Annotated in this window: 15 protein-coding genes and 1 other annotated feature; of the genes, 3 read left to right on the forward strand and 12 right to left on the reverse strand. The window is 44.0% G+C overall.

Going from position 1 to position 12375, the window contains the following annotated elements; genetic code table 11:
* Positions 1-202 precede the first annotated feature (202 nt).
* The 3 genes from Q9R36_RS20985 to Q9R36_RS20995 all read right to left on the reverse strand — a co-directional run bounded on the left by Q9R36_RS20985 (position 203) and on the right by Q9R36_RS20995 (position 2984).
* On the reverse strand, positions 203-1201 hold the full coding sequence (locus tag Q9R36_RS20985; protein WP_311225828.1) for a tryptophan--tRNA ligase: 999 nt from the start codon (positions 1199-1201) through the stop codon (positions 203-205).
* Positions 1202-1254: 53 nt separating this feature from the next.
* Positions 1255-1499: a binding site (T-box leader), on the reverse strand.
* A gap of 116 nt (positions 1500-1615) precedes the next feature.
* Positions 1616-2074, reverse strand: a complete 459-nt coding sequence (locus tag Q9R36_RS20990; protein WP_311225829.1) for a DinB family protein — start codon at positions 2072-2074, stop codon at positions 1616-1618.
* A 139-nt stretch (positions 2075-2213) separates the two neighbouring features.
* Complete coding sequence (locus Q9R36_RS20995; RefSeq protein ID WP_148950396.1) at positions 2214-2984, reverse strand: TerC family protein; 771 nt, start codon at positions 2982-2984, stop codon at positions 2214-2216.
* A gap of 303 nt (positions 2985-3287) precedes the next feature.
* Between Q9R36_RS20995 and Q9R36_RS21000 the strand changes: the two genes are divergently transcribed.
* Positions 3288-4064: a metal-binding protein ZinT gene (locus Q9R36_RS21000; RefSeq protein WP_311225830.1), complete on the forward strand. Its 777-nt coding sequence runs from the start codon at positions 3288-3290 to the stop codon at positions 4062-4064.
* Positions 4065-4253: 189 nt separating this feature from the next.
* On the opposite strand, the gene Q9R36_RS21005 is transcribed toward Q9R36_RS21000, so the two are convergent.
* The 5 genes from Q9R36_RS21005 to Q9R36_RS21025 form a co-directional block, all read right to left on the reverse strand.
* Positions 4254-4976, reverse strand: a complete 723-nt coding sequence (locus Q9R36_RS21005) for a peptidase MA family metallohydrolase (protein ID WP_311225831.1) — start codon at positions 4974-4976, stop codon at positions 4254-4256.
* 186 nt (positions 4977-5162) lie between these two features.
* Entirely contained in the window at positions 5163-5540 is a 378-nt protein-coding gene (locus tag Q9R36_RS21010; protein WP_253616392.1) for a hypothetical protein, read from the reverse strand.
* Positions 5541-5567: 27 nt separating this feature from the next.
* The gene (locus Q9R36_RS21015) at positions 5568-5768 is read right to left on the reverse strand and encodes a hypothetical protein (RefSeq protein ID WP_009791965.1); all 201 of its coding nucleotides are present in this window, start codon (positions 5766-5768) and stop codon (positions 5568-5570) included.
* Between the two features lie 327 nt (positions 5769-6095).
* Positions 6096-6491 carry a VOC family protein gene (locus Q9R36_RS21020; RefSeq protein ID WP_311225832.1) on the reverse strand — a complete coding sequence of 132 codons (396 nt, stop codon included), beginning with the start codon at positions 6489-6491 and terminating at the stop codon, positions 6096-6098.
* Positions 6492-6605: 114 nt separating this feature from the next.
* Complete coding sequence (locus Q9R36_RS21025) at positions 6606-7478, reverse strand: YitT family protein (protein WP_022543433.1); 873 nt, start codon at positions 7476-7478, stop codon at positions 6606-6608.
* A 168-nt stretch (positions 7479-7646) separates the two neighbouring features.
* On the opposite strand from Q9R36_RS21025, the gene Q9R36_RS21030 reads away from it, so the two are divergent.
* On the forward strand, positions 7647-8582 hold the full coding sequence (locus Q9R36_RS21030; protein WP_311225833.1) for an AraC family transcriptional regulator: 936 nt from the start codon (positions 7647-7649) through the stop codon (positions 8580-8582).
* A gap of 12 nt (positions 8583-8594) precedes the next feature.
* A complete protein-coding gene (locus Q9R36_RS21035; protein ID WP_009791970.1) occupies positions 8595-8996 on the forward strand; it encodes a DUF1761 domain-containing protein in 402 nt (133 codons plus the stop codon).
* 89 nt (positions 8997-9085) lie between these two features.
* Here Q9R36_RS21035 and Q9R36_RS21040 read toward each other — a convergent pair whose 3' ends face one another.
* The 4 genes from Q9R36_RS21040 to Q9R36_RS21055 form a co-directional block, all read right to left on the reverse strand.
* Positions 9086-10090, reverse strand: a complete 1005-nt coding sequence (locus tag Q9R36_RS21040; RefSeq protein ID WP_009791971.1) for a GGDEF domain-containing protein — start codon at positions 10088-10090, stop codon at positions 9086-9088.
* Between the two features lie 26 nt (positions 10091-10116).
* Entirely contained in the window at positions 10117-10845 is a 729-nt protein-coding gene (locus tag Q9R36_RS21045) for an EAL domain-containing protein (protein WP_022543432.1), read from the reverse strand.
* A gap of 230 nt (positions 10846-11075) precedes the next feature.
* The gene (locus Q9R36_RS21050) at positions 11076-11351 is read right to left on the reverse strand and encodes a hypothetical protein (protein ID WP_253616388.1); all 276 of its coding nucleotides are present in this window, start codon (positions 11349-11351) and stop codon (positions 11076-11078) included.
* Positions 11348-12244: a DMT family transporter gene (locus tag Q9R36_RS21055; protein ID WP_101551430.1), complete on the reverse strand. Its 897-nt coding sequence runs from the start codon at positions 12242-12244 to the stop codon at positions 11348-11350. The genes Q9R36_RS21050 and Q9R36_RS21055 overlap by 4 nt, the downstream gene beginning before the upstream one ends.
* Positions 12245-12375: the final 131 nt, after the last annotated feature.

Consider the following 12375-nt stretch of genomic DNA (forward strand, 5'->3'; position numbering starts at 1 on the left):
GCTGTATCATAGCTGGTCTCTCTGCTTTCAAGCACAGACCACCAATCATTCTCTGTAGAAAAATAGATGGCCATGAACAGCCATGTAAGAAAGGTGAAAAGAGTAAGTAGGAATACGATTATTTTTGCCCTCAAAATATCCCCCAATCAGATTCATATGGCATTTATAAAGCAGGGAAGTTAGAATCCTGCTGGTTAAACAGTTATACAGTGAACCCTATTTTCCTCTTTACTTCTTTTAAAAACGGTGCACTGACAGCCCTGGCTTTTTCTGCTCCCTCCTGCAAAATCTTATCAATTGCTGCCGGCGAGGACATCAGCTCCTTATATTTTTCCCGCGGCTCCTCCATGAATCTATTCATTGTATGGAAGAGCTCCTTTTTCACTTCTCCCCAGCCGATGCCTTTCTGATATTCTGCTCTCATCTTTTCAACTTCAAAAGCTGAAGCGAATTCTTTATACAGCATAAATAATACGGAAGACTGCGGATCCTTCGGCGCCTCTGGCGGCAGTGAATCTGTTTTGATTTTGTTGATAAGTTTCTGCAGCTTGCCCGGCTCCTCAAAAAGAGGAATTGTATTTTTGTAGCTTTTGCTCATTTTCCGGCCATCCAAGCCTGGCAGCACTGCTGTATCTTCTTGAATTCTATACTCTGGCAGCAGAAATGTTTCGCCATAATGATGATTAAAGCTTTCTGCAATATCCCTGGCAATCTCAATATGCTGGATCTGATCCTTCCCGACAGGAACAACCTCCGTCTTGAACATCAAAATATCGGCGGCCATCAGCACTGGGTAGTTGAACAAACCCATGTTCACACCGAAGTCAGCATCTTTCCCAGCAATCTTATTGGCTTCAACAGCGGCTTTATAGGCGTGGGCACGGTTCATAAGCCCTTTGGATGCAAAACAGCTTAATATCCAGTTCAGCTCAAAGATTTCAGGAATGTCTGATTGCCGGTAAAAAATCACCTTGTCAGGATTCAGTCCCAATGCCAGCCATGTTGCAACAATCCCATATGATAACTGGTTAAATTCGGCCCCATCATGGATTTTGGTCAGTCCATGATAATCGGCGACAAAGTAAGCCGCCCTGTATTCCCCTGAATCAGCCAGCTCCAATGCAGGCTTGATCGCCCCGATATAATTCCCTAAATGAATCTGTCCTGTAGGCTTTATCCCTGTTAAAATCGTTTTTGCCATAATGCCTCCCCCTAGTTCAAAATCGGATGAAATACAAAAAGGGCTACCCCTCCAAAAAGGACGAGTAACCCGTGGTGCCACCTTCATTCGTTCACAATAAGTAAACGCACTTATCCATACTGAAACCAAAGGTTCCAATACTTAGCCTCTTGTAACGGTAAGGCACTCCGCCGGACCTACTGCAAATTCAGCCCGGAAGCTCAGAAGCCCATTCAGCATTAATCCTGTACTGATTCGCACCCAACATCAGCTCTCTGCCACACTCTTAATGCCTACTATTCTTCATCATCGCTCTCCAATAATTAAAATTAATTCTAAAATATGGATATCAAGAGGTCAAGAGTTATTTCGAGCCAGGGGGACAGACACCCTGGCCCATTCATAAAAAAGAGCCAAGGGACCTGTCCCCTTGGCTCAAAGCCACTTCCGAATATCCATGATAGCCTGCAGATGCATGCCTTCATGGAATATCGTCCGGATCAGCACTTGTTCGATTGTCCGCATTCCCATTTCTGTTGGCGGATATTCTTCTTCAAGGCGGTGGCCATAGGCTTTCCTCAGGCATGTCGGCTGCTGTCTCAGCAGATCCTTAAGTTCATCAAATGAGGGTGTTTCTTCAGTAAAATCAGCAGGTGTTGAGCCATAGCCAAACCAGGTGCGGAATGCTTCCGGCACCGGTGATTTTTCCTTCGTCAGCGCTTCAATCCATAAATATTGGTCCAGATAAATATGCCCCATATTCCATCTGATGTTATTGCGGAATTTATCGGGAACAATCTCTGCCTGACAGGCGGTTATTCCTTCTAACACAAGCAGAATATCTTCCCTATAAGCTTGCAGCTGGGTGAAAAGATTTTCGTGGCGGTCATTCATTTTTTGAACTCCTTCTTATAATGACATCCACCATAAGTTCCACAAAACACGGCGCCAATCCTTCTTGAAAAAAGAGCCAGGGGGACAGACCCCGTGGCCCAGCCGCAAAAAGAGCCAGGGGACCTGTCCCCTTGGCTCTTTATAATGTTTCGGTATTCGATTTTTTCTGCGGTGCAAACCATCCGAGGAGGGCTATTGCGATCAGTATTCCGTAGAAGACCAGTGTCCAGCCTGTGCTGTGCGGAAAGTGGTGGTCTAGGACGCCGATATCTTCATGTGCAAGCGTGATGACAGCAAGCTTGACTCCGACCCACGCTACAATGGCATAGGCGGTTGTTTCAAGTGCCGGTCGTTTCGCAAGCAGCTGCACAAACCAGGTTGCAGCGAATTTGATAAGGACCAAGCCCGCGATACCGCCAAGGACTACGACAATGAACTGTCCGCCGTCCATGCCGCCGAAATCATCGAGCGGTGAATCCGGCAGTCCCAAAGCAAGTGCAACCGCAGCAAGGATTGAGTCAATTGCAAATGCCAAATCGGCTAATGCGATTTTCCCTACAGTCGGCCAAAATCCCTTGCCGCGGGACTCTTCTTTCAGATCCTCGCGGTTATGTTCGTTATCTTTCCCAAACTTCGCTTTAATCACATGCTTCAATCCCAGGTAAAGCAGGTAAGCCGCCCCGATTGCCTGTATCTGCCACACGTTGGCAATGAAGGAAATGGCAAAAAGCGCGATAAATCGAAAGGCAAAAGCCATAATGATTCCGTAGTTGATAGCTCTTTTCTTCTGATCCTCAGGCAGATGCTTCGCGATGACAGCCAGTACAAGCGCATTGTCCGCAGAAAGCAAGCCCTCCAATCCAATTAAAATCAGTAATGCCCATGCATATTCAAGCCATATGCCCTCCATAAAAACACTCCTCTCAACAACAATACATTTTTTGTAGATTTCCCTGATAAGGCAGGTTATAACCATTTAATTAAGCATTAATCATTTTCTTTTTTAAATGATCCCCTCAATGTATACAATAACTCCATTTTATAACACATGATGTTGTCTGCAATATTATTTTTTCAAATAGTTTTTTTAATCATAAATCAAAATAATTACGGTTTACATTGACACATTTTTTCGCACATAGTATATTCAGTAAGGTATAAATAGTAACAATTACGATTTATACAATACATAATGATTGGAGCGATATCATTTATGAGCAAAAAGCTTACCAGTTCTATTTTTTTCCTTTTCTTATTAGGCATCATCCTTGCAGGCTGCCAGGAAAAGAGCGATGCACCGGCTAAAGAGGCAGCCCCTGAGGAATCCGCTGAAAATGCCGAGGAATCCACTGAGAGTGCCGAAGAGAGCCATGATCATGAACATGACCATGATGACGAGGAAGATCATGAACACGAGCATGACCACAGCCACGGCTCAGAGGAAGAACAACAAATCTATTCAGGGATATTTGAAGATGACCAAGTCGAAGACCGTCCTTTATCTGACTGGGAAGGAGACTGGCAGTCTGTTTACCCTTATCTGCTGGACGGAACGCTGGATGAGGTTTTTGAACACAAAGCTGAAACAAAAAAGGATAAATCCGCTGAGGAGTACAAAGCTTATTATAAAACTGGTTATGAGACAGACGTTGAACGAATTGTTATCAAGGATAACGAGATGACATTTTACAGAAATGGTGAAGCAAAAACAGGAGAATATGAATATCACGGCTACGAAATCCTGACCTATGAAGCCGGAAACCGGGGCGTCCGTTTTCTATTTGATCTGGCAGGAGAAGAAACAGACGGGCTGCCAAAGCATGTCCAATTCAGCGATCACAGCATCTACCCGACAAAAGCAGACCATTACCACATTTATTTCGGGGATGAAGAACATGCAGAGCTTCTGAAAGAACTGGAGCACTGGCCAACCTATTATTTCTCTGATTTAAGCGGAGACGAAATAGTGCATGAAATGACTGCTCATTAATAAATTTGAGCTGAGAGAGATATTGCCCTTTTGCAGGTGATATTTGTCTCTCAGCTTTTTTAATCTACATCATTTTTTGGGTAAATTGCTCAGTGTTTAAATCGTTTCACTGCTTTTTTTAACCAAGCCCCTTTTATCCTGACAACTGGCCTGAAGGAAGAGCTTCTGTCCTTATAAAAATCTCCCCTATCACCCGTCCAATAAACGCTCTTTATTCTCTTCCAAATGCTTCATAATTCCTTGAATGCCAGACTCATAGCTTCTCACCGCTTCTTCATTTGGTTCAGAACCACTCTGCAAAAATTGCTTCCATTCTCCTTCTAACTGCTCCAGTGACTTTCCATAGACTGCCTGAATAATTGCTGCCAGGTTCGCTTCACCATGAATTTCCAGGAATTTTTCCATTCCATATTCATTGATAAGATACCTTGTAAACGAAGCGGATTCGATGTAAGCCAGCCATCTGAGGGAGGATGAGTCTTTATCCAGGTTTGTATAGGAGAAGAATCTGTCATCCAGCAGCAGGGTTTCAAGAGGCAGTATGATGTCTTTAGAGATTAAATCCTTCATGATTTCATGTGTATCTTCCTTATAATTAGGATTCACACTTCTTTCCGAATAGGTTTCCTGCATAAAAATCGCCAGGCCTTCTTGTGTAACTTGTCCTTTTTCATCATTAAAAAGTGCATGGGTCATTTCATGAATGAGCGGATCATTTCCTTCTGAAATATAATAAAGATTGATGGTGCCGCCGTTATGGGAGCTGACCTTTTGCTCATTATGCAGATTCAAATAAATCCTGGAGGGTGGAGAAAGAGGAATCTTTTCTTTTTGCAGTGCCCCATAAAAGCCGAGGATTTCTTCTTTGATCTGCTTTAGCGTATCCGTTGAAAACTCCCCTTTATTTTGCATAACAATATCAATTTTCCCATTTTCCCATCTTCTGTTTTAAAATTTGTCAATTCATTTTTTGGAGGCTCAGCTCTTTTGGTGACCTCGGCATCCTTGTCAGTATTGGTACAGCCGATAAGAAGCCCCATTAGCAAAATGGCAGCAGAGGCAGCCTTTATCCTTCTGCCCGCCTTCCACTTCCTATTTTTAATGTACATCTCCATCAAATACCCCTCTCATCTCCTCAGGCACAATCATCACATCCTGTATTTCATACCGATCATCAGGCGTTAAATGAAGCAGCACCATTTCGCCATTTTCAAATTTTAACAGCTCATAGGTATTGAAGCTTGTACCTGAACTCATTCTTACCTTCATTTGCTGCAGCAGCTCATCAGAGATTTTCGCCTTTCTTCCCTCGGCCATGAGTGTTCTGGCCTGCTGGTCATTTTCTGTCCTGACCGCTTCCTTGAATATCAGCCCAACTTCACCAGCATCTGGTTTGCTCAACTCTTTATAGACAACCAGCCCTAATCCTATGTTCAGAAAAATAGATGCAGCAATAAGTATATTCTTGACTCGCATCGCTTCACTCCTTACTTAGCCGGATTATTAGTACCCAAATTGGTTCAATATAAACTTCAGCACCGGCAGCAGGATCAGAATCAAAACGCTTTGATAAAAAGAAGTCAAAATATCCTTTTTCCACGTATTCCTTTCAGGATAGCGATTGGCCAAGCGCTGAAACAGAAGCAGCACAAGCCACCAGAAAAATAATGCCGTCAGGACCGTTTGTATATCACTATAAAACATCCTTGCTCCCCCTTTGCCGACAATTTGCTTAATCACATATACGGTTAATAAGGAAAAAAGTTCCTTTTTATTAGTACAAAAAAAGCATTTCCCCATCAAAAGGAAATGCCCATTGCTTCTTTATTCTTTTTTCCGTTCTTTTCCGAAAAAGCCCCAATCCAGGAAGGCATATACGGCCATATATACGGCTGCCTGGATACAATTAGAAAGGAGGTGGACTTCCTTTTCTGTTAGAAAGTCATACAAGCTAAACCAGGCTATCAGGATGATAAGCAATAGGATATAAAAATTCTTCCTGGATTTTCGCAGAAATTTCAGCACTTGCCGCTATTTCGCACCCTCATCAGGCTGATGGATTCCAAAGATATTACCTTCTGTATCCACATAATATCCCTGCCACGCCATCCCCGGCAGAGCGTATTTCGGCAATGCGACCTTTCCGCCGTATTCAATGATTTTGGCTTCCGTGCTGTCATAATCTTTAACACCTAAAGTACAGGAATAGCCGTTCACTGGCTGACCGGGTTCGGGCGGCGGGCTTTGGCGTTTGATCAAGGCCCCATTGATGCCCATTTCACTGTCATCGCCCGTCACTGCGCCGAAGTATGGCATCCCGGCATATTCGCTCCAGTCCTGAAACGACCAGCCAAACACATCTCCATAAAACTTTTTCGCACGCTCCATTTCATCCACATGAATTTCGAAATGAATTAGTCTTCCCATGATTACCTCCCGATTTCCAATTATAATTTCTAATACTAACTTCGAGTTATCTTTAGGAATCCCTTCTACAAAAAAACGCCTGCCCCAAAGTTTTTGGAGCAGGCATCTTTTCTATTAGTGGATATCCTTTTTCCTGAAATTTCCGCCCTTTACTTCGGAAACATCATAAACAGTGACAAAGCAATCGGGGTCAATTTCATTGATGATTTCTTTCAGCTTGGTTTCTTCCATGCGGTTGATGACACAGGTGATCTCCCTGAATTTTTCATGGGAAAAGCCTCCGTAGACTTCTTTATAAGTCGCACTTCGGCCCAGACGGTCGCGAATGGTCTCTACCATCAATGCAGGCTGAGTGGTGATAATCTGAAAAGTTTTAGAACCGCTCAGTCCCACCTCAACAATGTGAATGACCTTGGATGCGATAAAGTAAGCAATTGCTGACAGGATTGCCCCCTGCAGGCCAAACACGGTTGAAACGAAGATAAATACAAAGATGTTCAAGAAGAGAATGATATCGCTCGTCCCAAACGGCAATTTCCGGGACAGCAGCACGGCCAGCATATCGATGCCATCCAAAGCACCGCCATTCCGCAGCGCCAGCCCCATGCCAAACCCGAGGATGATCCCCCCAACTACTGTGACCAGCAAGGTATCGCCTTCAATGATTGCCGGGGTATGATGCATCATGCTTGTCCCTATAGCCAGGGAAGCAATTCCGATGATGGAAAGGATCGCAAAGGTTTTTCCGATCTGCTTATATCCCAGCCAGATAAACGGGATGTTCAGGACCGCGATCAAAATCCCTAATGGAAAATCAAATAATTGCGCCCCAACGATACTGAGGCCTGTGACACCTCCATCTGAGACATCGTTCGGAATCAGAACGGTCTCGAGGCCATATGCAGCTATCACTCCCCCGAGGATGACCAGCAGCACCCTCATAGCAAATTTCAGTTTATTCGACTTATGCTTTCTCTTTTCAGTCATAAAATTTCCTGCCTTTACTCTATTTTCATTTTTACAGTGTATCATATTTTAGCCAATCCCCAACACTACTTCACACTTGCCAGGGGAAAGAGCCTTGCCCGCCCTTGTCCCTGAACAGCATATCCTGTTTAATATAAGTTAGGAAATTTACACTAAGGAGTACAAAAGATGTCTGGGAAAGAACAGTTTATACAAATTACTAAAGTACTTGAATATATAGATCAGCATTTGCAGGATACTTTGCCGCTTGAAAAATTGGCCAAGGTATCGACTTACTCCCCTTTTCATTTTCAGCGCATCTTCAAATCATTCATGGGAGAATCCCCGGCTGCATATATAAAAAGGCTCCGGCTCGAGAATGCCGCACACTTATTGATATATGAGCGTGAGATTCCAATTACCGAGGTAGCCCTCATGTGCGGATTCTCCTCCATCTCTTATTTTACCTATTCATTTAAAGAAAATTTCAGTACGAGCCCCAAGAAGTGGCGTGAAGGAGCCTATCTGGAATTATTTCCGAGAGTCTATCAGGATAGCAAGAAATCTAAACTTTTCAGCAATATAAAGAAAGAGGAACAGCAGCAGAATCCCTATAATGAGTTTAGATGGCTGGACCTGGATAAAGTCAGGACCATTGAGCTTCCAGTTTGCGCAACTGTGCATAGACAAAGCGTCGGCCCTTACACGGAAGGAATCCCGGATGCCTGGGAAGACCTCTACCATTGGACAACATCAAGGGAGCTAATGAAACCGGATCCGTTCACCTTTGGTGTGCCGAGAAATAATCCATATATAACACCTCCGGAAAAAACCAGATATGACTGCCGCATAGCAATTGATCAGGATAAGATTCCGGAGGGCGAACCCGCCTTTCTATTTAAAGGGGGAAAGCATGTTGTATATGAGTTTGATGAACCTGTCGATTACAGTGAAAGAAGCAGACTGATTGAATGCTATTCTGAACTGTACAGCTTCTGGCTGCCGAGAAGCGGATACAGGTATCTGGATAATCCCGTGGAATTGGTTGATGTAAAGCCGCTCAAAGGGTCGCTGTCAGTAGAGTGTAAAATCAGGGCAATATGCCTGGCCATCGAACCCAAATAAAGGAGCAATCTTATGTCAATTGATTGGAGCAGCATCTCCCTCCTTCCGGTAATTGCCGGAGGAATGGTATACATCCTTTACGGAGGAATCTATTATTCAATCGCCTTATCGAAAAAGTATACAAGCAATCATGAAATCATCAATAAACAAAGCCAGGGCCCATTCAAATATATCTACTCAGTTATTATTGCATTCATGATTTCATATTTAATGGCTGCCGTCCTTCAGGCGACCGGCTCTGACAGCCTGCTGGATGGCGCAGTGCTGGGATTTTCCGCCGGATTATTGATCTCCATCGTTTATGTAAAAAATGCTTTATTCGGACTTGTCACAAAGAAATCATTGGTTATTGCTGTTGGAGACCATATAATTGCATTTACTATGGTGGGGATGGTTGTGGGGTTATTTTTATAAGTATTGAAGAAAGGTGCCTGTCCAGTATTCTATTACAAGGGCAGGCACCTTTTTATGCAGCGAGAAGAGAGCTGTGTGATGTTTCCTCATTAGACCAATGACCCGCTCGTGTACTCCTCTAAGGCCTGGCAGCATTTTTCATCTTCCAAAGTAAGATAAACACTTTTGCGGAAAGATTTGCAGTGTTTCTTAAGCCGGGCGGCTTCTCTGCTCAATTCTTCAATCGTTTGAAAGTCAGTATTCGTGTTGAGGACAACAGCAATGGATAGACCAAGGATCGGGACACTGTCCGGGATTCCCATCCGGTTTACTGCCTGGATGCACCCTTCCTTAAGCTCTTCTTCCGAGTAAAATGAACGGGCATAATCATCAAATCTTTCGAGAATCGCCGAGCAGATGTTTTGATAGTTATGATGAGGGAAAACCGCAATAAAATCATCCCCTCCAATGTGCCCGATAAAGGAATGGCTGCTCATGGGACTTGCAGCAATCACATCTTTCATTATTGCTGCTGTTGCCTGGATGACCTCATCGCCAGTTTTGAATCCAAATGTATCATTGAAGGTTTTAAATGAGTTGATGTCAATATAAAGCACGGTATATTGATCCGAGGACATTGCCTTCTTAAGGGCATTTTTAATCTCGAAATTGCCCGGGAGCCCTGTCAGCGGATTTGAATATCTTGCTATGCTGATCTGTTCCTCCGCCAGCTTCATCAGGAGATTCCGGATGCTCACTGTACCAATCAGCAGGTCTTCTTTCGTTACAATTACGTAATCATACAGCTGCTCCTGTGTCCGGTCCATAGCAAGGGCACTGGCTTCCGTAATTGGGACAGAATGGTCGATAACAAGAGGCTCCGGGATCATGACCAGCTCAACTTTCCGCTTCATGAACAGGTCAAAGCCGTACTGAGTGGACAACTTTTGATAAAATTTCGTTTTCGACACCAGCCCGACCGGCCGGCTGTCCATACAGACAACGACCCCTTCAATTTCCGGCGTTTCCTTAAAAATGGAATAAACATATTCACATTTTGTCGAAGGAGCAACAAACATGACTCTCTCGGCGATTTCTCCAATCGTCGCTTGCATAACGACACCTTCATTTCAGTACAAAGTTATAGATGAGTGCTGGGCCTTCCAAGGTAATATCCTTGTCCCAATTGAATGCCTGCCTGCCTGGCAATCATTAATTGCTCCGCAGTTTCAATCCCTTCAAGCGTAACGGCCACGCCTTCGCTGATAAAATAGGCAGCAATCCAATCAAGGAACTTTTGCTTTTTCACAGACTCAGCCAGGTTTTCACAAAAATAACGGTCAAGCTTGACGATATCCGGCTCAAGCTCCAGAGCAATCCGCAAGGAAGACTGTCCTTTTCCAAGATCGTCAAGTGCGATCCTGAAGCCAAGAGACTTCAAATATTGGACAATATCCTTCAGCCTGTTTAAAGAAACAACCGATTCAGCTTCATTCAACTCAAACGTAATCTGTTCCGGCTTCAGCAATGCTTTCTTCATTATATCATCGATTTTCCATAAAAAAGCCGGTTCCAGCATTGTAGATGGGAAAATATTCACAGATAAACGGAAAGATGCAGCAGCTGCAGCTTGATATTCAAATGTGCTGATGCTCCGGGCAATCGAAAAAACATCCAGCTCATACAGCTTTCCGTTCTGTTTGGCCATTGCAAACAGCACTTCGGGATTTTGGATCTCAAAGCTTCTGATCAGTCCTTCATAACCTGCAATACAATGCTCTGCCAAACTGAATATAGGCTGAAACGCATGGCAGAAATTGAACATATGGAAGTTTTGATCTTCTTTAGATTCAAACAGCATAGTTGTCATCAAAAATACCTTCCTAAACATAAAGTCGATAATCCAAATGTACTACTTCTCTGTTAAATTCGTGTAAGGTTCTTGTAAAAATCTTTCTAGGTATATAAGAATTTGACAAGCTTCCTACATTGCAGCCAAAGATAAAAAAAGGGAAAGCCCCTATGAGCTCCCCCCATCATTATTACCCGCGCTTCCCACTGATCAAGGAAAACCTGTTCATAACTGCGTTTTTTCCAAAGCTAAAAGTCGTCCATAATTTTTACTAGGCCGCCGGTACGGGCTGACTCCACAGCTGCCGCTGCAATTCCCTGGGTTCGGCAGGCATCCAAATAGTCCGTTTTAATCCCGGAGGCGTACCCTGTCTTAATCGCATGAATAAAAGCTCTTGCTTCAAGTATGTATGGGATTTCTTGATCCTTCCACTCTGTTACTATCCCATTCTCCCTTTTTGTCAGCCCTTCCAGATCAAGCTGGAGAATGCCCCAACCTGCAATGGCTTCCGTTCTGGCTTTCACTGCCCAATAATAATAATTACCGTCCCCAAAAAGACAGCACAGGCTGTTGCAATCAGCCTCCAGTCGAATCTTTCTTCAGAGGCCAACAGCATCCTGGCCAGGAAAATCGTAATGATCGGCTCAATAGCCGCTATGGTACTGACATACGATACATGAGTATAAAGAAGGGACACGAAAAAAGAGACTTGGGCAAACCCTGTCACAATGCCGGCTGCCACAAAATAGAGATTGATATTTTTAAAGTTCCATGCCAATGTCAGCTTCAGCTGCTTTCTGCCAATTTCCATCAAAATAAACACGAGCAGGGCGAATACGGAGCCAATCAATGATCCTAAGACTGCATCAGAATCATACAGAATTCCTAATTTTCTCAGCCCCTGGCCAATGCCAAAGCAGATGGCCGCAGCAATCGCCAGCATGAACCCCGATTTATCCTCTCGTTCCGCATGGTCCCCTGCTGAGCGGAAGTCAAATCGTGCCTGCAGAAAGAGGAAGGTCAGGATGACGAGGATTCCAGTCCCGGCAAGAAGAGAAATGGTTTCTCCTAAAAAAAGAACGGCCATGATAATGGTGAATACCGGGGCAGCATTTTTCAGCGCGGCCGCCCTGGAAGAGCCTATTTTTCGAATACCGGCAAACAGAAGAGTCCTGCCTAAAAATACCGTACAAAATCCTGCCAGCATATAAAAAAAGACACCAATCCAGCTAACAGGCGCCATCTCTTTTTCCCCAAAAAGAAACATCGATCCGTATATCCCCGTCACGGTCAGCACACAAATGAACAGAGACAGGAAACTGCCATTATCCTGCGGGGATTTTCTCATCCCAAGCTGGATGAATATATAGTTGAAAGAATAAGCTATGGCACAGAAAATGGCTAAAATAACCCCCACGCTGTTACTTCCCCTTCCCGCATTTAGGCTCTCAATGCTTCCATTGTATTTCGGTTCCCTAAAATGGTTCTGGATTTCTGCTGCCGGCTTACTGGAATCCCAAATGAAAAAGCCTGTCCGCTAAAGGAATA

The sequence above is a fragment of the Bacillus sp. AG4(2022) genome, from assembly GCF_031844465.1.
In the GTDB taxonomy this organism is placed as follows: Bacteria; Bacillota; Bacilli; order Bacillales; family Cytobacillaceae; genus Bacillus_AB; species Bacillus_AB infantis.

What these genes read in the sequence shown, in the direction of transcription:
- Q9R36_RS20985 (WP_311225828.1), bottom strand. Translation starts at nt 1,201, where the DNA reads ATGGCAAAAACGATTTTAACAGGGATAAAGCCTACAGGACAGATTCAT.
- Q9R36_RS20990 (WP_311225829.1), bottom strand. Translation starts at nt 2,074, where the DNA reads ATGAATGACCGCCACGAAAATCTTTTCACCCAGCTGCAAGCTTATAGG.
- Q9R36_RS20995 (WP_148950396.1), bottom strand. Translation starts at nt 2,984, where the DNA reads ATGGAGGGCATATGGCTTGAATATGCATGGGCATTACTGATTTTAATT.
- Q9R36_RS21000 (WP_311225830.1), top strand. Translation starts at nt 3,288, where the DNA reads ATGAGCAAAAAGCTTACCAGTTCTATTTTTTTCCTTTTCTTATTAGGC.
- Q9R36_RS21005 (WP_311225831.1), bottom strand. Translation starts at nt 4,976, where the DNA reads ATGCAAAATAAAGGGGAGTTTTCAACGGATACGCTAAAGCAGATCAAA.
- Q9R36_RS21010 (WP_253616392.1), bottom strand. Translation starts at nt 5,540, where the DNA reads ATGCGAGTCAAGAATATACTTATTGCTGCATCTATTTTTCTGAACATA.
- Q9R36_RS21015 (WP_009791965.1), bottom strand. Translation starts at nt 5,768, where the DNA reads ATGTTTTATAGTGATATACAAACGGTCCTGACGGCATTATTTTTCTGG.
- Q9R36_RS21020 (WP_311225832.1), bottom strand. Translation starts at nt 6,491, where the DNA reads ATGGGAAGACTAATTCATTTCGAAATTCATGTGGATGAAATGGAGCGT.
- Q9R36_RS21025 (WP_022543433.1), bottom strand. Translation starts at nt 7,478, where the DNA reads ATGACTGAAAAGAGAAAGCATAAGTCGAATAAACTGAAATTTGCTATG.
- Q9R36_RS21030 (WP_311225833.1), top strand. Translation starts at nt 7,647, where the DNA reads ATGTCTGGGAAAGAACAGTTTATACAAATTACTAAAGTACTTGAATAT.
- Q9R36_RS21035 (WP_009791970.1), top strand. Translation starts at nt 8,595, where the DNA reads ATGTCAATTGATTGGAGCAGCATCTCCCTCCTTCCGGTAATTGCCGGA.
- Q9R36_RS21040 (WP_009791971.1), bottom strand. Translation starts at nt 10,090, where the DNA reads ATGCAAGCGACGATTGGAGAAATCGCCGAGAGAGTCATGTTTGTTGCT.
- Q9R36_RS21045 (WP_022543432.1), bottom strand. Translation starts at nt 10,845, where the DNA reads ATGACAACTATGCTGTTTGAATCTAAAGAAGATCAAAACTTCCATATG.